The organism is Dyadobacter flavalbus (assembly GCF_006149045.1).
Taxonomy (GTDB): domain Bacteria; phylum Bacteroidota; class Bacteroidia; order Cytophagales; family Spirosomataceae; genus Dyadobacter; species Dyadobacter flavalbus.
Genome location: NZ_VBSN01000036.1, coordinates 22,367 through 44,973 on the forward strand (window position 1 = coordinate 22,367; position 22,607 = coordinate 44,973).

Below are 22,607 nucleotides of genomic sequence, written 5' to 3' on the forward strand. Positions count from 1 at the left end.
AAGGATGAATTTTGAAAAATCCATCCTCCGAAATTAATCTTTATAAATCAAACCGGTCAAATTGTATACGTAAAATGAGCAATCGGCATTTGTGACCATTTTTACGGTCAGATTAAAATGCCTGCATTACTTCTTCAACGGGTTTGGTACCTTCAAAGAAAGAAAGCAGTCGCATCAAAATCGCTTCCACAACCGCGTCCGGACAAGAAGCGCCGCAAGTAAGCATGATGCGGGCCGGAGCAGTTTGCGGAAGATAATTTTCCGTTACAATTTCTTCTTTTTTGGCAAGGTCAAAATGTCTTATTAATTGGTTATCAAGAATTTTATTAACTGATTCAATGAAGTAAGTCGGAAATTTCTGCTCGCAAAGCTCCACAAGATGCGATGTGTTGGAGCTGTTGTATCCGCCGGCTACAATCACAAGGTCCGCCTGATGGGTCAGCAGGGCATAAGTAGCGTCCTGATTATCGTTGGTTGCATAGCAAAGCGTGTCGCGGGTATTTGCAAAGCGTTCTTCCACCTGTTCCGGTTTCAGTGCATAATGTCTGATCATCACATTTTTGAGATAATCCGCAATGCCTTGTGTGTCGGAAGCAAGCATAGTCGTTTGATTGACAACGCCAATGCGTTGCAAATCTTTTTGAGGATCAAAACCTTCCGAAAACTGGCCTTTGAAATCAATGGCAAAGCCGGAAAGTGGAACTTCGCCTGTAATGTATTTTGCAAGCTGTATGGCCTGTTTCAGATCTTTAATCACAATTGTCGGGGCATTTTCCTTGCTGTGCGAGAAAGTAGCCCTTGTTTCTTCATGATTGGGCTTGCCGTGAACAATAATCGTATAATCCTTTTCCCCGATCTGCGCAGCGCGGTTCCATACTTTTTCTACAAAAGGACAGGTTGTATCGTAAACATAGGAATTGATCCCGAGCTCGGCGAGCTTGTGCTGGTTTTCTACGGTTGTACCAAATGCAGGCACGATCACGATATCTTCAGGCGTAAGTTCTTCCCAAGGTATAAGCTGGTTTCCTTTGGTATCCATCATAAAACGCACGCCGCGGTCGGTAAGATCACGGTTTACATCCGGGTTATGGATCATTTCACTCAGCAGAAAAATACGTCTGTCCGGATTTTCATGAATGGCCTTGTAGGCGATATCAATGGCGTTTTCAACGCCGTAACAAAATCCGAAATGACGTGCAATCAGGAATTGAACCGGGCCGAAATCCAGCAATGTAGGAGCATAATCACGTTTTAGCTTATCGTTTTTACGACGGAACTCCTTTATCGGCGTGATGATCCGGCTCCGGTAAAAATCAGGAATATTAAACGTTTTCATTTACTAAATCGATAGATTGCAGATAACAGATCAGGATATTTCATTGTCAATATTCAAAAATTACATTCACCTTTTCAAGAACAACAGCTTATTAAACTTTGTTCAGCCGCAACATATTGCAAAAATATCTTTTCAGTTCGTGCAACATGTAAATAAAAAGATTGTCTTTATCCGGAACGTTCAAATTAAACCTTCTGCTTGAAAACACAATTGTACCCCGACCGGCATGTCGAACTGGTAGAGCGTTGTAAACTCGGCGAGCGTAAGGCTCAGTACGAACTTTACAAATGTTACTCGAAAGCCATGTTCAACATTTGCATGCGGATCTTGAACCATATGGGTGAAGCAGAAGACGCTTTGCAGGAGGCGTTTGTGGATGCATTCACAAACCTTCATCAGTTCAGGCACCAGTCCACAATCGGTGCATGGCTGAAGCAGATCGTTGTGAACAAGGCGATTAACCATATGAGAAGCAGAAAAGTAAAATGGGTGGAAATTGAGGAGCATCAGGAGGCCATTGAAGCATACAGCAGTTTGGAAGAAAGTACCGGGCTTTCCGAAAACGAACTGACGCTGGAAGTGGAACGGGTCCGCAACATGATGCAGAAACTTCCCGACGGTTACAGAGTGGTGCTGAGCCTTTACTTGTTCGAAGGTTATGACCATGAAGAAATCGGGGAAGTGCTCGGGATCAGTGAAACAACGTCGCGAACGCAGTACATGCGGGCTAAAAGAAAATTGACCGAAATGCTGGTCCGGTAATTATTGCAGTTTCAAAGTAATGCCGGGCCTGAGTTTTTACTTAAAAAATGAATGATTTGAAACAATTATTTACACTTGACAAGTTAATGAATCTATGAAAAGTTCTTCTGATAAAAAGGATCGATTGGAGCGGTTTGTGCGAGATAACAGGGATGGATTTGATACTTTCTTACCGCAGGATTCTTTATGGAGCCAGATTGAGAGTAAACTTCACAATGAAATTCCGGTTGTATCCGAGAAATCAAGAAAAAAGATCCGACGACTGAATAATCCTTATTTTGACTGGCGCATTGCAGCCGGCGTGTTCCTTGCGCTCGGAGTCGGGTTTCTGGTATATCTGAATAATGAATACGGCATCACGCGCGACCCGCGTGTAGCACTGAAAGTTCCTACTTATGCACGCGAATTCAATCAGTACAACAATGCAATAGAGCAGAAAAGGGAGGAGATTATCAAGCTGGCGCGTAACAATCCCGAGATTTACAAGGATTTCTCTACGGATCTGGAAAGTCTGGAAGTGAGTTACCGGAACCTGCGTTCCAGCTTGTCCAATGCACCGAACCAGGAAGCATTGCTGGAAGCCATGGTCCGGAACTTACAATTACAGGTTGATTTGCTCAACCAACAACTTCATATTCTGCAACGCATTAACAAAGTAAAAGATGATAACGATAAAGAAAATAAAAATACACCTGTTATTTAACCTGATTGCCTTGCTGCCCACGCTGGCATTCGCAATGCATACCGATCCGGAACAGAATGCGCTGATTGAAAAAAGAAGGAATGTCGTAAAGGTTTTTGATGTAAAGAAAGACGATATGCTGGTTGTCGATAATCAGTTCGGGCAGGTCAAGATCAATTTGTGGAGCAAGGAAGAAATCAAGGTTGAAATCGTCATTACCGCCAACGCAGCTACCGACGGAAGGGCTTCGGAATACCTCAGTGCGGTGAATATTGATGAAAAAAGAGCAAGAGGACAGATTACGCTTACAACGGACATCGACAGAAGGCAGTTTGGCAACAATGGCTGGAACAATAAAAAAGGCGAGAAGAACTTTATAAAAATCGATTATACCGTTTACATGCCCAAGGAAAATGCCTTGGTCGTCCGCAACAAATTCGGAGATACGGACATTCCGTCTTTTCATGCGCCGCTGACAATCGATTCCAAATATGGCAATTTTGTTGCCAACCTTCTTGAAAATACAGACAATACAATTGATGTGCGTTACGGAAGTGCAAAAATCGGGAAAATGGATGGCGGGAAGCTTGAATTCCAATACTCAGACCTGAAACTGGATCATGCAAAAAAGTTGTTTCTCAGCAACAAATTCGGAGAACTGAACATTGGCGACGTTATTAATCTGGATGCGGATATTGACTATTCCGGTGCGAAAATCGGTTCCATTCGCGGATCAGGAAAAATCAAGCTGAATTATTCGGGAAATTTCAGGATTGACGAACTGACCAATTCTGCGGAAAACGTCGATATTCAGGCTTCTTATTCTTCCGTAGTTCTTCCGGCGGAAGCCAACCAGTTCAATGTAACGGTTACTTACGGGAAGTTCAGTTATCCTTCCAGTAACGTCAACTTTTCGGTGCAGCCGGCAAAAGGTGAAACAGCTTCGTATAAAGTAAGGCAGTACCAGGGAAAAGTAGGAGCGGGCTCCGGTACAAAAATCACTGTAAATTCCCGTTTCGGCGATGTAAAGCTGAAAGATTAATGAAATTCGAGGCTTATTCTTCCAGCAGGATATTATACCTGAAATCCAGCGGATCAAATGCCTTGAACAGTTTCTGAATAAATTCAGGGTCGTTGATATAAAAATTCAGAAAGTTATCATAGCGTTCCTGGGCACTTCTGCCTGGGAACAGCTTGTTTTTAAGGTTTAGTAACTGGCTGATATTCGATTCTTGGTTGCGTTCCTCGGCTTTGATGATCCGTTTTTCCAGCTTTTGCAGCGAATTACAAAGCCTTGCATGTTCTGCTTCCACTGCGCCTTTCATTGTAGGGTCCACCTGAACGGCCTGTGCCACAACTTCATCCATTATTGTCCTGAAAGCATCTTTCTGTGATTGCAGGCTCAGCTTGTTTTCTGTATTTTGAAGAACGTAATTTCTGCGCAGTGAAAATTCATCCTTGAAAAGTTCTTCCCAGTCTGCTTTGAGTTTCTTTGCTTTTTTTACCTGTTCGTTCGTTACGTACATGGCAAAGTTTCTCGGGATCAGCATCGGATAAGGAACGTTGTGATAGTCAAAAATCCCTTTCAGCGACATCCAGTAAGGAAGTTCTGACGGCCCGCCGATATACGCCAGATTGGGTAAAATGATTTCTTCGTACAACGGTCTGAGAATGACATTCGGGCTGAACATTTCGGGACTTTTTTCAGCAAGATCCAGAATTTCCTCTTCTGTAAATGTCAGTTCTGTGTTCAGGACTTTGTAAATGCCGTCTTCTTTGACAATGCGTTCCCGTAGATTGGTATCGAGGTAAAAAAGGTTTATTTCCCTGACGTGCAAGCCCGGATCATAACCCAGTTTTTCAAGTTTTGCAGCGGTTTCGGTAAACTGTTTTTCAGCAGAAGATTGCGTAAGCTCGTCTTTGATAACCGGAAGAAAATGCCTTTTCAGTTCAGGATGATCGGCGTCAACAGAAATCAGTCCGTATTGCCCGAACAACTCGTGCATGTAACATCGGGCGGCATCGGCAAGCGTACTGTTTTCAAGGTATGCTTTTGCAAATAAAAGCGGCTTGGAAGGCAGCTGTTTGATAATGCTTTCGAGTTCGCGCGGATCAAGCCTGCCGACTGCGCCTTTATGCGCGCCGGCCCATCTGTGCGTTTGCCCGAAAAGATGAAATGAAGCAATTTCTTCAAAGTCGTGGTCTTCGGACGCCATCCAGTAAACCGGGACAAAATTATACTCGGGATATGCTTTTTTCAGCGCCTGCGCCAGATTGATCGTCGTAACGATTTTGTAAATAACATAAAGCGGCCCGGTAAAAATGTTGAGCTGATGGCCGGTCGTTACGGTAAATGTATTTTCATCCAGCAGAACGGAGAAATCCGGCAGTCCGGGAAGTCCTTTGTATTGGCTTGTCAGTACGTCAACAAGCGTTTTGCGTTTTTCCGGATCAAAATCTTTTTTCTGCAAAATGGCTTCCTTCGCATTTTCCAGCGTGGGGTAGATACTGTAAAATTCTTTCAGTTCCGTTTTTCCGTCCAGATAATCCAGAAGGAAAAGGGGAAATTGTCCTGTTTTGCGCAGATCCAGCGATTGCAGACTCATGAAAGCGGATTTTTCAGTAGCGGGTATAGAAGCCAACGTTGTTAATTTTGCTATATGGAGATCAAAAAAACCTTTTAACCGTAACGAGAAAGTTTCTGATTTTGGTTTCCCAAATTTGCGTAATTTGAGGTAGAATAAAAAACCTTTCAGGCGTATTAAAAAAGCCGGACCTGAGGCAGATTCGGCTTTCTTGATATTCTGTATTGATTTTCTGTACGGTTGATAATGACCTCAGCTTTCTTTTTGTTTCAGAAAACGTAGTCATTTTTTGTAATCAGCTCATCTGCAATACGGCGGCGTGCATCTTTAAGGTTTACAGGCTCTGTTTTTGTAAACCGTTTCAGTCCCATCAGCATTACACGGAGTTCGTCGCCTTCTGCAAAACTTGTAATGGCCGATCTTCCGGCGTTGTTTACTTTTTCAACGGCTTTGTTGAGGTAAACGATCGCCATGTCCTTCTGAAGTGCATTGGCATCGGTTCCCAAAAGCCCGATCCGCTTTTCCACACGCAGCAACACCGATTCCGCAACGTACGTTTCTATGATCATATCGGCCAGATTCATGATAATTTCCTGCTCTTCCGAAAGCTTCATCATAAATTTCTGAACGGCAGCTCCGGCAATCATCAACACGGCTTTTTTAAGATTTCTGATTACCTTCTTTTCGGCTGCAAACAGCGATTCGTCTTCATCCGCGCTGAAATCCGGAATCGACATGATTTCTTTTCCGACGGCCATTGCCGGGCCCATCAGATCCAGCTGTCCTTTCATCGTTCTTTTCAGGAGCATGTCCACAACCAGCAAACGGTTGATTTCATTCGTTCCTTCAAAAATGCGGTTGATCCGGCTGTCGCGGTAAGCACGGTCCATAGGCGCATCTGCAGAAAAACCCATTCCGCCGTAAATCTGAACGCCTTCATCCACAACATAATCAAGTACTTCGGAGCCGTGTACTTTCATAATGGCGCATTCTATGGCCAGTTCTTCCAGCGCTTTGAGCTTGGATTCCGAATCCGGCATTCCTTTTTCCTGAAATGCGGTAATCAGGTCATCAATATTTTGTCCGACGCGGTACGATGCCGATTCTGTTGCAAACATGCCGACTGCCATTTCTGCAAGCTTGTATTTTATTGCGCCAAAACCGGAAATGGCCGTTCCGAACTGCTTGCGTTCGTTGGCATATTGTACCGCTTGTCCTGCAACCTTTTTCGCTCCTCCGAGTGCAGCCGCTGCCAGTTTGATCCTGCCGATATTCAGGATATTAACCGCAATTTTGAAACCGTTTCCTCTTTCCGAAAGCATGTTTTCAGCCGGAACCAGGCAATCATTGAAAAATATCTGACGCGTGTCGGAACCTTTGATGCCCATTTTATGCTCGGGCTCATTCATTGTAATGCCGTTTGAAGACTTCTCAATGATGAATGCCGTCAGGTTTTTATCCGTCTGGCCGTTTTCTTCTATTTTGGCAAAAACAATAAAAACATCTGCAAACCCGCCGTTCGTAATCCACATTTTCTGACCTGTTACAGCGTAGTGTTTTCCGTCTTCAGTAAGCCGGGCTTTTGTTTTTCCTGAATTGGCGTCCGATCCGGAATCCGGTTCTGTCAGGCAGTAAGCCGCTTTCCATTCGCCTGTTGCGAGTTTTGGCAGGTATTTTGACTTTTGTTCTTCATTTCCATAATAAAGGATCGGCAAGGTGCCAATTCCGGTATGTGCAGACAGTGCAACGGAAAATGAATTTCCTGCGCCGGTTGCTTCCGCCACCAGCATGGAAGTATTGAAATTCATACCGAAACCGCCATATTCTTCCGGAACTGCTGTTCCGAGCAATCCCAGTTCGCCGGCTTTATCCATCAGGCCCGATATCAGATCAGGACTTTTTGCATTGTCAATTTCATCCAGCCTCGGCCAGATTTCCCTGCTCAGAAAATCCCTGCAGGTATCTGCAATCATACGCTGCTCTTCGGTAAACTCCTCAGGAATAAAAATTTGTGAGGCGGAAGTTTCTTTAATCAAAAATTCACCGCCTTTGATAGACGTTTTTTTATCTTCTGCAACAGCCATATTTTTTATTGATCAAGGTTGAATTAAAAGGTATGCGTGCATACTATTGTTATGATTACAAATATAAATTTTATTCATTATGCAAGCATAACAACCGGGAAATAAATATTGGCAAACGGCAGCGCAAGCGCATTACTTTTTGAAGACTTTGAACTGTTTCAGCAGCATTCCGTTGCTTTCGACATGAATAAAATAAATGCCGGCTGAAAGGCTTGCTGCGGAAAGGTCAATGCTGGCGAGATTGTCAGAAACTGTTATAAGATTCCCGGGAATGGTTATCCTGTTTCCTGAAACATTGATGAGGACAAAATTCAATTCTTCCTGAGATTGTTGCTCCGGCAACTTGATATTGAAGATGTTTTCGACCGGATTCGGGTAAAACTGCCATGTTTCAAGGTCCTTTGTGATATTCACCGAATCTCCGTATGAAATGCTGAACTGTACTGAATTGGTTACAACGGCGGAATCTCCTTTGAATGCTGTGACATTCAGGGTATAACGGCCGATATAAGGTGCAAAGCCGGAGCCATTCTCGTAAAGCGCATATGGGAATTTGGAAGTTGTTGACTGCCTGCGGTAGGGTCCGTTCAGGTTAAAAGTTACATGGTCATATTCAAAATTGCCGTATGCATAAATGTTCAGCAGCGAAGGCATTTCACTATATGGAAAAACGTCATCCGCATGGAGTTTCTGTATGACCTGCTGCTCAACTTTACTACCGCCTTTTACCAGTTCAAAACGAAGTTCCGGAATTTCAACGATCAGGATAAACGGAATTTCAACATAAGCGCCGGCATTGTCATACGCCCGTACAATCAGGCGGTATTCGCCTTCCTCGGTTGGCGTTCCCGAAAGCACATTCAGCGAAAAATCCAGCCATGAGGGTCTGTTCTGAATGGAAATGGATGAAATATAGCCGTCGGGATCACCAAAAATATTGACCGGCAGCATGTAATTGAACGGCATATTCACCTGTGCATATTTGACCGGAAGCGTATTGCTTGCAAACGGAGGCGCATTCAGATATTGCGGTTCAACAACCCGGATCGTAAAGTACGTTTCCACAAAAGCATTCTGATTGTCATATGCTTTCAGGATAATGCGGCTTTCGCCGAGTTTTGAAGGCATGCCGCTGAGCACGGCGCCGTCGAATTTTACCCATTCGGGAAGCTCGCTGGCTTCTATTTTCGTTATCTGTCCGTCGCTGTCTTTGAACGCACCTTTTGGAATGGGAAGGCTGAAAGGCGTATTTACCGCAACAAGCTGATTGGAAAAGTTGCTGTCCACAGTCGGCGGACGGTTGGTATTTTCACTCGCATCTACGCGTATGGTAAAAAATGCTTCCGCAGAGCCGCCTTCATCATCAGTTCCTCTGACTGTAATCCGGAAATCGCCCAAAGCAGCAGGTTTGCCTCTCAGTTGGCCGGCTTCATACCGCAGCCAGCCCGGCAATGCCGTAACTTCCGTTCTGACGATGGTTCCGTCCACATCCGAAAAAGTGTCCGTTGGCAGTTTGTATATAAATTCCTTATTCACGGCAATGATCTGCATCGGAACCGGCCTGAATACGTACGGGGCATAATTGGATGCATCTTTCCAGTAATCTGGCGAAAGCAGGTCTTCATTCAGCCGTATCAGTACCGGTTTCGGATTGGCCGGATCAGCGTAGGCCCTTTTTGCCCATTCGTTGTAAATTACATTGCTTGCACCCGATTTTTCAACGGCTGCAGACAGCCGGTAGCCAACAGAATCCGTATAAACAATCGGAGGTATGGGCTTGTCAAGCCAGTTGGAAGCGGCCTGTCTCAGGAAGTTTTCAGCTCTTGCCAGCTGATCTGTAGTTGAAATTACAACCGCTACGATATTGGCGCCCTGGTCAAAGTTTTCGTTGATCTGTTTCAAATGTGCATTGCTGTCAAAAAACGAATTGACAAACAGCTCGTTGGCGGTAATGAAACCGGCCCGGGAAGTGCTTTTGATAATATCCACAGACCACCGGTGATCGTAACCAACCAAAGCGTCATTTACCTTGATACCGTCCGATTTTTCGTTGAGGCTGCGGAAGCCCAGCGTTCCTCTGGAAACAGAAGCTTCATCAAAAATGGAGCCGTAATCGGAAACAAACTTGATATCCGGATCAATGGATTTTACGGCAGCGATCATCTGTTCTGTATAATTCTTGAATACCAGATGCCTGTAAATATACCAGTCTTTGCCATAACGCTGCTTGAAAGAGCTGGTTGGCTCCCAGGGAGTAGAAGGGGCGGGCGCATTGTCAAACGACTTGTAGGCAGTTCCCCACAGAAAGTTGAGGCGTTCTATTTTCTTGTAATTGCTTTTAAGCCATGCCTGAAAACCTTTCACCATGGATTCGGAGTAATCATATACGGCCGGAATTTCCTTTCCATCGGTGATCAGTACGCTGGGGAATTCGCCTTCCTGCGACGGCGTGTTGGTGACAGACACAAATAAAAGGTTGTTGCTGGTCTGAAGGTGTTTGTAATGCGCTACAACTTCCTTAACAAATCCGATGCCTTTGTTTACAATCGGTTGGTTATCAAACCCGAAAAAAGTATCTCCGTAACCGCCCTGCAAAGGTTTGCCCTGCTGACTGATCTGGCTGTCCGACACTTCCCAATATCCTTTGATCCGGGAATTGTGACGTGCGATGTTGATCCGCAGCGCCACTTTCATGCCAAGGTCTGTGGCAATCTTGATCTGCTCGTCGTATTTTGCCCAGTTCGGTGCATCAGTGGGAGATTTATCATAAACCTTGTCCCAGGGAATATTTAAATAAACCGCATTCAATCCGATTTGCCGCGAAGTTTTTATCAGATCCGGTTCAGGGCCGCGGTTATTGGCTTCGGTAAGGTTCAGAAGCATCAAAGCAAGATAACGCTGCGGATCAGCTTCCGTAGTTGACTGGCTGGTCTGTGCATAAGCCGTTTGTACAGAAATAATCCCGCAAAAAAGGCAAAGCAGGATTCTGGCCGGCAAGTAGAAAGCGTGTATCTGTTTGTACATCTAGTAATTTTTATCAATTAATTCAATCCAGTTTTTATATCCGTTTTCCACGTTGAACCGGCTGGCCACTTCTATGCTTTTGGTGCGGTCTGTAACTGTTTGCCCGTTCATGACCGAGCGCATTGCATTTACAAGCTGTTTTACACTGATATCTTCTGTTACAATTCCCATTCCTTCCTGAACGAACTCGGACGCGCCGCCGGAAGGAAAAGAAACGATCGGTTTGCCGAGCAATGCAGCTTCAATCATGACAAGCGGAAAAGGATCCTGCCTCGAAGTGAGCAGAAATCCGTTTCCCATATTCAGGTAATTGTAATAATCTTCCTTTTGTTCACCGGCAAAATGGATTCTGGTTGCAGCCGTTAAATGCTTGCTGCGCTGTTCTGTGTAATAAACAAGGCCGTCTTCCAGCTTTTTTCCAACCCATACCAGGTGAACGCCGGTTTCATTCAATTCTTGCGCTATGTCGGGCAGCATATCGAATCCCTTTCGCTCGGAAGTTATTCCGGACAATATCCATACAAAATCATCTTTCGGAATTCCCAGTTTTTCTTTCAGCCCGGCCGTGCGCTTTTCATCTTTTTTTACTTTGTTATGATCTATGAATGAATACAGCAGGCTTACATTTTTACCGCCGGAATCCTGCAGTGCTTTACAGGTTGCCTGCGAGCATCCGATCAGCAAATCCGAATCGTCGATAATGCTTTTGAATTCCGGTTTTTTCAGATAAGCGTAGGTTAATGGCAGTTCATGAAAGTGCGTAACCATTTTTATGGAAAATTCCCTGGCTATGGCTACGGCTTCGGGAATCATGGTTGTGTTGATATACCAGAAATCAGCTTTGAACGATTTGGCCAGTTTTCTGAGAAATTCCAGCGTCGGGTTGACGCCGAGCTGAAACGAGATCTTCTGAAACAGGTTAAAATTTTTCGGAACGATGTAAACGGGAATATCGTCAGGAAATTCTTTCAGCAATTCGCCATCTGCAAAACTGACGATCCCAGCATCGAAGCGGGTGCGGTCCAGTTTTTCAAGAATATAAAGCAGCATCATTTCCGATCCTGTTCGCGTGGCATAAGGGGTAAAAAAGAGAATTTTTTTCTTGGTACTATTCATTTAGCGGAAGTTAACAAGTCTATATTCTCGTTTGGACTGATCTTGAAAAGTTCATTTTTCAGGCGTACTGTTTTTACGAAATATTTTAAAAGTACGCGTATTTTCCTTACATAGATGTGCTGTGTGCGGAGTTCGGAAAACGGGTTTCTGCTTTGCCGGAAGTTCATGACCATCTTCCAGATATAAATAACCGGGATCATCAGAATATAATTGGCAATGAGCAGCAGGTACTGAAATATGCCGTATTGCTTCCGGACCCACAGAAAATTGGAAACCTGCATTTGCGTGCTGAAACGGTTGATCCAGGAAATATTGGTCCGCCGGAAAGGGTTTTTGTTTTCCAGATGAATGAAAGTACAATCTTTGAAATAACAGAGTTTACCCCATTTTCCCAGCCGTGCAGACCATTCCACATCTTCGCCGTACATAAAGAAATGACTGCTGAAACCGCCTGTTTTTTCGAATCCTTCTTTCCTTAGAAATATGAATGCGCCAACAAGCCAGTCGTGCTGTTCGGGATCAGCGTACTGAGGCTCGGGATATATCTTGTTCAGGATTTTTGTAAAAAGCGCGCTTGGCGGAAGGATAAAAAAGGTCTTTCTGAATTCATTGAAACTTTTGTAAAAAGGCATGGGCGTGCCGTCTGCATAATACTGAAGTGCGCCGCAGGCAATGATGTCATGTCTTTCGTTCATCCTGACAAAACACCGGCCGATCACATTATCCGTAACGAGCGTATCGGCATTCAGCAGTAAGAAATACTTGCCTTTTGCCTCCGACATTCCTCTGTTATTGGCTCTGCCGAAACCGGCATTGTATTCCATGTCAATCCAGTGAATATCCGGATGGGCTTTCCGGATCATTGCGCCGTTGCCGTTTTCAGGATCATTATCAACTACAATTACTTCAAAAGTTACGCCGGATGTAAACCTGTAAATGGAGTCCAGACAGTTCAGTATGAGCTCCGGCGTTCGGTAATTGATAATAATAATGGATACATCCATGAAAAATCCGGCATGATTGACGGGCAAAAATAAAGAATCTCCCGGGAAGAATGATTTATCTTCCCGGGAGACCCTCAAATATGTATATCCTGTTTATCCTCCGGCTTAATTCAGTCTTTCATAAATTCCGGCTACGCCCTGTCCGCCGCCGACACATGCCGTCACCATGCCGTACTTCTGGTTTCTGCGTTCCATTTCATTGAAAAGCTGTACGGAAAGCCTTGCTCCGGTTGATCCCAGCGCATGGCCCAATGCAATGGCGCCGCCGTTGGGATTGACAATTTCCGGGTTAATGTCCAGTTCCTGAATCACTGCCAGCGACTGTGCAGCAAATGCTTCATTCAACTCGATCTGCTCTATATCATTTAGTTTCAAACCAGCTTGTTTCAACGCAATCGGAATGGCGGCAACCGGACCGATTCCCATTACTCTCGGGTCCACTCCTGCAGTTGCATAAGACAGCATTCTTGCTATCGGTTTCAAATTAAGTTCGTTCACCATGCTTTCCGACATCACCATAACAAATGCTGCTCCGTCGGAAGTCTGGGAAGAATTTCCCGCCGTAACCGTTCCGCCGGCAGCAAAAACCGGTTTCAGTCTGTTTAAAGCATCAATGGTTGTATCCGCGCGCGGACCTTCATCGTGGCTTACAACAATTTCTTTTGTCTTTTTCTTGCCGCTTGCAGCGTCAAAATAGGTTTCTTTAACTGTTACCGGCACGATGCCGTCTGCAAACCAGCCTTCTTTTTGTGCACGCAATGCTTTTTGATGCGACTGGAATGAAAATTCATCCTGTTTTTTCCTGCTGATGTTAAAATCCTTCGCAACCTGTTCCGCGGTCAGTCCCATGCTCAGGTAATAATCCGGGTTGCTATGCGCAATTTCGTAATTCAGCGCCGTTTTCCAGCCCATGGTTGGCACCAGCGACATGGATTCCGTTCCGCCTGCAATAATGCAGTCGGCCATTCCGCAGTGAATTTTGGCAGCTGCCATTGCAATGGCTTCCACGCCGGAGCCGCAGTAACGGTTGATTGTAATGCCGGACACGTTTTTGGGCAATGCAAGCAAAGCCACATACCGGCCCATCTGCATGCCCTGTTCTGCTTCCGGAACGGCATTGCCTACAATGACATCGTTGACTCTGGCCGGGTCCAGAGCAGGCAATTTTTCCAGAAGATGCCTGATTACGGTTGCGCCAAGGTCATCGGGACGGGTAAACCGGAAGCCGCCTTTTGAAGCTTTTCCAACTGCACTGCGGTATCCGGCAACTATGTATGCATTCATATTTTATAATTTTTTTGTTCGGTTGAAAGGTGCAGAATGATACGGTAGTATGTCTGCATACCATTGTAAAAATAGCAATTACATCTAAAACAACAAACCGCCGGAATTTGTTTTCCGGCGGTTAAGGACTTGTGGTATTTATTTGACTGACAGATTATTTCAGGAAGGAATATGGCTGTTTTGCAGTATTTTGGGGCGTTTTGCAATATCGGGCATTACGATCCATAATATGATGTAAAGCAAAACGACCGGGAAATTAAGCGGAATAAAAACGGCAAGTACAAAAAGTACCCTCATGATCGTTACATCTGTTTGCAGGTACTCGGCAAGTCCTGCCGCAACCCCGCCAATCATTTTATGGTTGGTATCGCGAAATAATCTGTTGTTGTTCATGGCTATGGCTATTTGTTTTGTTTAATGATCCAAAGGTACTGTGTAATGCATAGTAGTTATTGTTTTTTAGTACAAACGGTTATTCTGGATTAGAATGGGCGATATAATTATATGAGTTTTGATGAAAAATGATTAGAGTTGTATGACGGATTATCAAAGAAGTTGCACAATACTATTGGCAATGAATTACCTTTGGGACTGAAAATGATATTGTTGCTGACAATCTGACATTCAAATTTGTGCAGGATCAATATTTTGATTAAAATGTAAGGTTAAAACATATATAAGAATCATGTTTAAAATATTTTCCAAGCTATTTGGCACAAAGTCAGAACGGGATCTGAAAGAATTGACCCCGTATGTTGATAAAGTTAATGCCGAATATGCGTTACTGGCTTCACTATCCAACGATGAACTCCGCGCACAGTCCGAAGGGCTGAAACAACATATCTCGGAAAAGCTCAAATCCATTGACGACCAGATTGGTGCCTTAAGACAGCAGGCAAATGATGAGCCGAATGTTGATGCGAAGGAAGCCGTTTTCAAGCGAATTGATGCCCTGGAACTGGATCGTAACAAGGAACTGGAAAAAATACTTCTGGATATTCTGCCAAAGGCTTTTGCCATTGTAAAGGAAACAGCACGCCGTTTTAAGGAAAATGATAAACTGGAAGTAACAGCCAGCTATTTTGACCGTGAAGTTGCAGCAAGAAAATCTCACGTAGTAATAGAAGGCGATAAAGCATACTGGAATACAACCTGGGATGTGATCGGGCAGCCGATTAAATGGAATATGCTGCATTACGATGTGCAGCTGATCGGTGGTGTGGTTTTGCATCAGGGAAAAATTTCCGAAATGGCCACGGGTGAAGGTAAAACGCTGGTTGCAACGCTTCCTGCGTTCCTGAATGCGCTGGCCGGTCAAGGCGTTCACATCGTCACCGTCAACGATTATCTTGCAAAAAGGGATGCGGAATGGAATGCGCCGCTTTTTGAGTTCCATGGCATGAGCGTCGACTGTATTGACCGGCATCAGCCTAATACAACTGCCCGCAGGAATGCCTACAAAGCAGATCTTACTTACGGAACGAATAACGAATTCGGTTTTGATTACCTGCGTGACAATATGTCACGTACGCCGGAAGAACTGGTTCAGCGCAAACACCATTTTGCCATGGTCGATGAAGTGGACTCCGTTCTGATTGACGACGCACGTACGCCGTTGATCATCAGTGGCCCTGTACCCCGCGGTGACGAGCAGGAATATCTGGAACTGAAACCGCGTGTTGCAAGAATCGTGGAAGCTCAGAAAAAACTGGCTATGGATTTTCTGAATGATGCCAAAAAGAAAATTGCAGCTGGTGATAAAAAAGAAGGAGCACTGGCATTGTTCCGTGCACACCGCGGTATGCCGAAATACAAGCCGCTGATCAAATACCTCAGTGAGTCAGGTATCAAGGCAACGATGCAGGAGGCAGAATCCATTTATCTGGCGGAAAACCAGAAACTGATGCCTGTCGCAGATGCGCCTCTTTATTTTACAATTGATGAGCGCCATAACAGCATTGAACTGACAGAAAAAGGGATCGATTTCCTTACCGGTGAGTCTGATGAAACCAATTTCTTTATTTTACCGGATATAGCCGTTGATCTCGATGCTATTGAAAAAGATTCTTCTTTGAATGAACAGGAAAGGGTTATCAAAAAAGAAGCACTGATCCGTGACTATTCTGTAAAAACAGCGCGTATTCACACTGTAAACCAGCTTCTGAAAGCATTTACGCTTTTTGAAAAAGACGTGGAATATGTGATTATGGACGGAAAGGTCAAAATCGTTGACGAACAAACCGGCCGTATCATGGATGGCCGCCGCTATTCCGACGGTTTGCACCAGGCCATCGAAGCAAAAGAAAATGTAAGGGTTGAAGACGCCACACAAACGTACGCAACGATTACACTGCAGAATTACTTCCGGATGTATCATAAACTGGCCGGTATGACCGGTACAGCGGAAACGGAAGCAGGCGAATTCTGGGAAATCTACAAACTGGACGTTGTGTCCATCCCTACGAACGTAACAGCCGTTCGTAAGGATCATGAAGATAAAGTCTATCGTTCGGTCCGTGAAAAATACAATGCGGTTACGGATGAAATCGTGGAGCTTGTGGAAGCAGGCCGCCCGGTTCTGGTAGGTACGACTTCTGTTGAAAATTCCGAGATTATCAGCCGGATGCTTACACTCCGTAAAATCCAGCATCAGGTTCTGAACGCCAAGCAGCATCAGCGTGAAGCGGAAGTGGTGGCAGAAGCTGGAAAGCCGGGAACGGTTACGATTGCAACGAACATGGCGGGACGCGGTACGGATATCAAACTGACTCCCGAAGCAAAAAAAGCAGGCGGTCTGGCCATTATCGGTACCGAGCGTCATGAAAGCCGTCGTGTTGACAGGCAGTTGCGCGGACGTTCCGGACGTCAGGGCGATCCGGGTTCATCGCAGTTCTTTGTTTCGCTGGAAGATAACCTGATGCGTCTTTTCGGTTCCGACCGGATGGCGAAAGTAATGGACAGAATGGGCCTTGAAGAAGGAGAAGTGATCCAGAGCGGTATGATCACCAAATCCATTGAAAGAGCGCAGAAGAAAGTGGAGGAAAACAACTTCGGAATGCGCAAGCGTCTTTTAGAATATGATGATGTTATGAACTATCAGCGCGATGCCATTTATACGCGCCGCCGCAATGCGTTGTTCGGAGACCGTCTGGCAGTGGATATTGCCAATACCTTATACGACGTTTGCGACGAAATTGTTACAAATGCCGGTACTTATACTGAACTGGAACTGGCCGTGATCACCACGCTTGGAATGGAGCTTCCGTTTACAGAAACAGAATACGGATCATTTAAGCCTGCCGACCGCTCTCAGAAACTTTACGAAGCAGCTGAAAAACATTATCAGGACAAAAACAATGCGATTTCACAGAAAGCATTGCCTGTACTGACATCCATTCTGGAAGACCGCGGCGCTACGATTTCGGAAATTATGATTCCTTTCAGTGACGGAATCCGTCAGGCAGGCGTTGTGGTCAATCTGAAAAAGGCAATTGCCAATGAAGGCCACGAAATCACGCATGAGATGGAAAAAGCCATTGTGCTTTCTCTGATCGATCAGGAATGGAAAGAACATTTGCGTGAAATGGACGATCTTAAGCAATCCGTGCAGAACGCCGTTTTTGAACAGAAAGATCCTTTGCTGATTTACAAGTTTGAATCCGTAGAACTTTTCAAGCGGTTTTTGAGCAAGGTTAACTTTGACATGATTTCATTCCTGATGAAAGCGGATATTCCTCAGGAAGAAGCTGTGCCGGCTACCGCAGTTCAGCAAACAGTACGTCGTCCTGCCCCGGTCCCTGCGCCGGCTTTGCATACAAACCGGGAAGAGGAATTTGATGCCGAACTGGACGGCCCGAATGAATATGCCCGCCAGATGGAATCGACAACCAAAGCACAGCCTGTGCGTACGATTAAAGTAGCGGACAGAAATCAGAAAGTTTCGGTTCAGTACCGCGACGGACGGATTTTACGTGATGTCAAATTCAAAAAAGTAGAGCAGGAAGTTAAAAACGGAGAATGCGTAGTAATTGAATAATCCGTAATTAACTTTGTCAGGAACGATCAGAGGTACTTCTATTGGTTTGAAATGAAGTATTCTGATTAAAATAAAGTTTCTGACCATGCTTTCATATACCTGATTAAATACAAAGCCCTGCCTTTCAAAATCGGATTGGCAGGGCTTTTGATTGAAAGTAAACCAGGATTTATACGATATTTGTACCCGTAAGATTGATACTCACCAAAAATTGCCCTGAATGAAATTACACAAAGAAGGTTATACGATTATGGCAGTAACTGCCATTGTATTGATATTGATAAACTTAGGTGTTCATTATCTCCTTCCTGACGGTTATTGGATTCCAAGATTGGTATTGATCGGGAGCATTATTGCTTTTTTACTCGTTGTCCAGTTTTTCAGGGTTCCCAAAAGAATTGTTCATAAAAGCGACCGGCAGATTGTTGCACCGTGTGACGGCAAAGTCGTGGTTATAGAAGAAGTTGTAGAAAGCGAGTACTTTAAAGGTCCCAGAAGACAGATAAGCATTTTTATGTCACCACTTAATGTGCATATCAACTGGAACCCGGTAAGTGGTGTTATCCAGTATTTTAAATATCATCCCGGTCTGTATTTGGTGGCATGGCATCCGAAATCAAGTACGGACAATGAGCGCACAACGGTTGTAATCAGAACAGTGGAAGGCATCGACGTACTTTTTCGCCAGATAGCCGGAGCCGCTGCCCGCCGGATCCGCTGGTACGTAAAAGAAGGCGATCAGGTAGAGCAGAGTACCGAAATGGGCTTTATCAAGTTTGGCTCCAGAGTGGATATTTTTGTACCGCTGGACGCAGATATTAAAGTGAACCTTCAGGATAAAACGATAGGCAGCGTAACGGTCCTGGCCGAATTGAAATAAATCACGGCCTTAGCGTTCCTATCCATTCACCGATCTGCGCAAAAAAGCCGGGAACGGACGCCGGATAAACAACTGCCATAAATACCATTCCAAAAATTGCGCCGTACATGTGCGCGCTGTGATTGACATAACTTGTGCCTTTTTTAGCTTCGTAAAACGAATACCCCAGAAACAAAATCCCGAAAATGAATGCCTTCATTCTGATGAAAAAGTACAGGGAAATTGTCATGGTGGGGGCAAAGAGAATGGCAGCAAACAAAACGGCCGAAACGCCTCCCGATGCACCCAGCGAATTGTAGCTTGAACTGTTACGGTGCTTCAGGAATGTAGGAATGTCTGAAACGATAATTCCGACTAGGTACAGAAATAAAAAGTACAAGGAGCCGCCGGAGCCGAACAGCATTCCAAAAAGCCGTTCAATTCCTTCACCTACAAACCACAAGCTCAGCATGTTGAATATCAGGTGGCCAAAATCTGCATGGATAAATCCGGATGTTACAAAACGGTAATATTCGTTGCGGCTCGTAATTCGGTATGGATTCAGGATCAGCCTGTCCATCAAAGAAGGATTGTTGAAGGCATAATAGCTGATTCCGCACGTAATGATGATCAGTAATAGTGTAATGGACATAAATTTGGTCAGCTTTGAAGTAAGTTATTTTTCACGCTCTACAAGCTGTTGAACAAACCCGAGCAGAAAAGTTTTTCCGTCATTGTCAATGTCCAGCTGTTTGAGGCTGTCTATGCCGCGTGTAAAATATGCTTTGATTTTTTGTTCGGTAAAGCTACGGATATCCAGTGTTTCATAAATATTCCGGACGGCATTAACTTTATCATTTTTTTCAAAAGTTTCCATCGCAATCCATTTCTGCAGTTCGGCAAGTGTGTCGCCGCTTGCTCTGGAAAGTGCTTCAATCAGCAGGAAAGTCTTTTTATTGGAAATAATATCACCGCCGACCTGCTTTCCGAACTTGGAAGGATCGCCGTATACATCCAGCAGATCGTCTTTCAGCTGAAACCCGATTCCAATATTTTCTCCTGCCGAATACAGCAGTTTTATGGATTTCTCATCAGCTCCGCCGATTATTCCACCCAGTTCCAGCGCAAAGCCAAGCAGTACAGAAGTTTTCAAACGGATCATTTCAAGATATTCCTCTTCGCTCACATCCCAGCGCGTTTCAAAGTTCATGTCGAGCTGCTGGCCTTCGCAAACTTCGCCTGCCGTGCAGTTGAACCGTTCCAGAACAAGCCTCAAACGTTCTTTCGGGGTATCCAGCAACAAGTCGTAAGCACGGATCAGCATGACATCGCCGGACAATATTGCCGTATTGGCATTCCATTTTTCATGCACGGTCAGCTCGCCACGGCGCAGAGGCGCACGGTCCATTATGTCGTCGTGCATTAAAGTAAAGTTGTGAAAAACCTCTACTGCCATGGCCGGCTTGATGGCTGTTTCCCAGTCTTTGGTATAAATGGAGGCAGCAATCAGCGTAAGTAGCGGGCGAAAACGCTTTCCGCCCAGAGACATCATGTATTTTATGGGATTATAAAGCTCTGCCGGATTTTCGCCGTAGGAATGACTTTCAATTTCAGCCTGAAGCTTTTCAAGTAGTTGCTCGGTATTAATCATTTTAATTTGTAAAAATCTGCCGCGAGTTGTTCTGCCGGATAAAAATTAACGCTGCAATTCCGGCCAGCGTTTGTGCAAAGTAGGAAAATTTAATAACCGAATTTGTAATAATGTGCCATAACTTTCGTCATTGCATCCGATTTATATTAGTTTCGGAGTGGAAAAGCAGCCTTTTGGTGTTTTCTGCCCTGAACAATTTACATTCCTGCATTTAAATTATGGCATTTTACCAGTATTTCAACGGAGAAATTTTTCCGGTCGACAGCCCGCTTTTTAAAACCAACGATCTTGGATTGCTGCGCGGTTACGGCTTGTTTGATTATTTCAGGACGTATAATGGCATTCCGTTCCGCTGGAATGATTACTGGCAGCGGTTCGAAAATTCAGCCCGGTTACTAAAACTTCCTTTGCCGGTTTCGCAGGAAGAAACAGCAAAAATACTGGCCGATCTGCATGCCATGTGCGGTGAGCAGGAAGTTGCCTTCCGCTTTGTACTTACCGGGGGCTATGCACCGGACAGCGTAAATGTAGTCCAGCCCAATTTTCTGATCAGAACGGAAGCATTGCCGCAGGACAATCCGGCCGGCCGGCTCAAAGGTATAAAAGTACTGCCGTATGAATACGTACGTGACCTGCCGGAAATCAAAACGACCAATTACATGCATATGGTGCTGATGGCCGACGAAATGAAGCGTACGCAGGCATCCGATCTGCTTTTTTACCAAAACGGGGAAGTAAGCGAGCTGACGAGAAGCAATGTTTTTATTTTCCGTGAAAACAAGCTCATTACTTCCGACCGGAACATTCTGAACGGCATTACACGACGTGTCGTTATGGAACTTGCAGCGCCTTATTTTGAAGTGGAAACAAGGACCGTATCGTATGAAGAAGTGCTTTCGGCAGATGAAGTTTTTACGACCAGCACAACCAAATGGGTTATGCCCATTGTTCAGATCGGGGATGCGGCCGTAGGAAACGGGCTTGCAGGAAAACAGACGCTCTTTTTACAAAAACTGTTTGAAGATATGGTTGCAGACTGGGGTAAATAAAAAACGGCTGATCAAATGGCCAGCCGTTTTTGGGATTACATGTAATAAATCAGAATTAGTCAGGTGCATTTGGTGATTCCTTGTTGACAATCGGCCAGACGCCCGGCCTGGGAACACTCACTCCTTTTGTCATTCCTCTTGTTTTACTATCAGGTCCGAAATAGTATAAAGGCCAACCTTTGTAAGTCAGCTGTTTTTTGCCAAAAACATCAATAACTGCAAAAAGCGATTTATCAATGGTAGAAGGAAGCGACTTTATATCCGCATAGTAAATCGGCCAGAAATCGTCGTTGCTGAAATCTGCTTTGGTATACTTGTTCACGTTCTTCTTGTCATTGATAAAAGCATAGAGCGTACGTCCGAGCGAATCCACCAGAAACTGCGTATCTGCAGTTCCTTCGGTATAGTCGGATTTGTAGGATTTTCCGTCATTTCCAACGAGCTGCGCATTGCCCAGCATCATGGTATAATCCGTTTTGGCAACGAACCAGACGCCGTTCACATTTTCTCCTTTCACGTCGCCTGCCGCCGTGTCATCCTTGTAATAATATAAAGGCCAGCCTTTGTAAGTAGCCTGCTTCTGGCCGTCTGCCCGGGTAATTGTACTGAAATCGGCGGCGTTCAGGCCGGCATTAAGGCGCGGGCTGGCAACGGAGAAAACAGGCCATACCGTCAGACAACCTCCGGTACATGCCGAAGTTCCGGCAACATCTTTTGTAAAGAAGTAAAGCGTTTTTCCGCTTCCGTCCGTAAGCACTTTTCCAAGGGTTGTTTCTTTGATCATCACATCCACTGTCGGAACAGGCGGCGTATTGTCATCGTTGTCGTCATCGGAGCAGGAAATACTGACGGCAAGCAAAAGCCCCATTGCAAAGAGCAAGCGCGTAATTTTCAAGATTGTCATTGTAATGATTATTTATTGTTAGAGATGAATTGGTTGTTAGCCATTACGATGGAACCGGCGAAGAGGTTGCGTGAGGTTGTAAACGAAAAAAGCACAACCGGCGGGTGCACTGCCCCCAAAAAGTTAGACACTTCTTGGGGGCATTTTTTATGGGTAAAAACAGAAAATTCAGTGTAGAGTTCAGACTAACGATTGTAAATGCTTATCTGAACGGAGATAGTATTAAAGGAT

Annotated in this window: 17 protein-coding genes; 6 read left to right on the forward strand and 11 right to left on the reverse strand. The window is 44.8% G+C overall.

The annotated features are described in order from the left end of the window. Positions 1 to 112: 112 nt before the first annotated feature. Positions 113 to 1,336: a 4-hydroxy-3-methylbut-2-enyl diphosphate reductase gene (locus FEM33_RS11620; protein ID WP_139012193.1), complete on the reverse strand. Its 1,224-nt coding sequence runs from the start codon at positions 1,334 to 1,336 to the stop codon at positions 113 to 115. 198 nt (positions 1,337 to 1,534) lie between these two features. Here FEM33_RS11620 and FEM33_RS11625 point away from each other — a divergent pair, with 198 nt between their 5' ends. The 3 genes from FEM33_RS11625 (at position 1,535) to FEM33_RS11635 (ending at position 3,822) form a co-directional block, all read left to right on the forward strand. After that, a complete protein-coding gene (locus FEM33_RS11625; RefSeq protein WP_139012194.1) occupies positions 1,535 to 2,098 on the forward strand; it encodes an RNA polymerase sigma factor in 564 nt (187 codons plus the stop codon). Positions 2,099 to 2,192: 94 nt separating this feature from the next. Then, the gene (locus FEM33_RS11630; protein ID WP_139012195.1) at positions 2,193 to 2,801 is read left to right on the forward strand and encodes a hypothetical protein; all 609 of its coding nucleotides are present in this window, start codon (positions 2,193 to 2,195) and stop codon (positions 2,799 to 2,801) included. Beyond that, positions 2,761 to 3,822, forward strand: a complete 1,062-nt coding sequence (locus FEM33_RS11635) for a hypothetical protein (protein ID WP_229214208.1) — start codon at positions 2,761 to 2,763, stop codon at positions 3,820 to 3,822. Before FEM33_RS11630 ends, FEM33_RS11635 begins: the two co-directional genes overlap by 41 nt. Positions 3,823 to 3,835: 13 nt before the next feature. Here FEM33_RS11635 and bshC read toward each other — a convergent pair whose 3' ends face one another. From bshC to FEM33_RS11670, 7 genes are all read right to left on the reverse strand, one after another. Next, a complete protein-coding gene (gene bshC / locus FEM33_RS11640; RefSeq protein WP_139012196.1) occupies positions 3,836 to 5,386 on the reverse strand; it encodes a bacillithiol biosynthesis cysteine-adding enzyme BshC in 1,551 nt (516 codons plus the stop codon). A 248-nt stretch (positions 5,387 to 5,634) separates the two neighbouring features. Then, the gene (locus tag FEM33_RS11645; protein ID WP_139012197.1) at positions 5,635 to 7,449 is read right to left on the reverse strand and encodes an acyl-CoA dehydrogenase FadE; all 1,815 of its coding nucleotides are present in this window, start codon (positions 7,447 to 7,449) and stop codon (positions 5,635 to 5,637) included. A gap of 132 nt (positions 7,450 to 7,581) precedes the next feature. After that, positions 7,582 to 10,473 carry a putative Ig domain-containing protein gene (locus tag FEM33_RS11650; protein WP_139012198.1) on the reverse strand — a complete coding sequence of 964 codons (2,892 nt, stop codon included), beginning with the start codon at positions 10,471 to 10,473 and terminating at the stop codon, positions 7,582 to 7,584. Further along, positions 10,474 to 11,589, reverse strand: coding sequence for a glycosyltransferase (locus tag FEM33_RS11655; RefSeq protein WP_139012199.1), 1,116 nt, complete (start codon positions 11,587 to 11,589; stop codon positions 10,474 to 10,476). Then, the gene (locus tag FEM33_RS11660) at positions 11,586 to 12,593 is read right to left on the reverse strand and encodes a glycosyltransferase family 2 protein (protein ID WP_139012200.1); all 1,008 of its coding nucleotides are present in this window, start codon (positions 12,591 to 12,593) and stop codon (positions 11,586 to 11,588) included. The genes FEM33_RS11655 and FEM33_RS11660 overlap by 4 nt, the downstream gene beginning before the upstream one ends. 105 nt (positions 12,594 to 12,698) lie before the next feature. Then, positions 12,699 to 13,877: an acetyl-CoA C-acyltransferase gene (locus FEM33_RS11665; RefSeq protein WP_139012201.1), complete on the reverse strand. Its 1,179-nt coding sequence runs from the start codon at positions 13,875 to 13,877 to the stop codon at positions 12,699 to 12,701. A gap of 159 nt (positions 13,878 to 14,036) precedes the next feature. Then, on the reverse strand, positions 14,037 to 14,270 hold the full coding sequence (locus FEM33_RS11670; RefSeq protein ID WP_139012202.1) for a PspC domain-containing protein: 234 nt from the start codon (positions 14,268 to 14,270) through the stop codon (positions 14,037 to 14,039). A gap of 292 nt (positions 14,271 to 14,562) precedes the next feature. Between FEM33_RS11670 and secA the strand changes: the two genes are divergently transcribed. Both secA and FEM33_RS11680 read left to right on the forward strand, forming a co-directional pair. Next, positions 14,563 to 17,913, forward strand: a complete 3,351-nt coding sequence (gene secA, locus FEM33_RS11675) for a preprotein translocase subunit SecA (protein ID WP_139012203.1) — start codon at positions 14,563 to 14,565, stop codon at positions 17,911 to 17,913. Positions 17,914 to 18,133: 220 nt separating this feature from the next. After that, entirely contained in the window at positions 18,134 to 18,793 is a 660-nt protein-coding gene (locus FEM33_RS11680; protein ID WP_139012204.1) for a phosphatidylserine decarboxylase family protein, read from the forward strand. A gap of 1 nt (position 18,794) precedes the next feature. Here FEM33_RS11680 and FEM33_RS11685 read toward each other — a convergent pair whose 3' ends face one another. Beyond that, complete coding sequence (locus FEM33_RS11685; RefSeq protein ID WP_139012205.1) at positions 18,795 to 19,424, reverse strand: rhomboid family intramembrane serine protease; 630 nt, start codon at positions 19,422 to 19,424, stop codon at positions 18,795 to 18,797. Between the two features lie 24 nt (positions 19,425 to 19,448). After that, entirely contained in the window at positions 19,449 to 20,420 is a 972-nt protein-coding gene (locus FEM33_RS11690) for a polyprenyl synthetase family protein (RefSeq protein WP_374756428.1), read from the reverse strand. A 221-nt stretch (positions 20,421 to 20,641) separates the two neighbouring features. Here FEM33_RS11690 and FEM33_RS11695 point away from each other — a divergent pair, with 221 nt between their 5' ends. Then, entirely contained in the window at positions 20,642 to 21,472 is an 831-nt protein-coding gene (locus FEM33_RS11695) for an aminotransferase class IV (RefSeq protein WP_139012207.1), read from the forward strand. Positions 21,473 to 21,527: 55 nt separating this feature from the next. Here the strand turns inward: FEM33_RS11695 and FEM33_RS11700 are convergent, their stop codons facing one another. Beyond that, positions 21,528 to 22,376 (reverse strand): hypothetical protein, encoded by an 849-nt coding sequence (locus FEM33_RS11700; RefSeq protein WP_229214209.1) that lies wholly within the window; start codon positions 22,374 to 22,376, stop codon positions 21,528 to 21,530. Between the last annotated feature and the right edge of the window lie 231 nt (positions 22,377 to 22,607).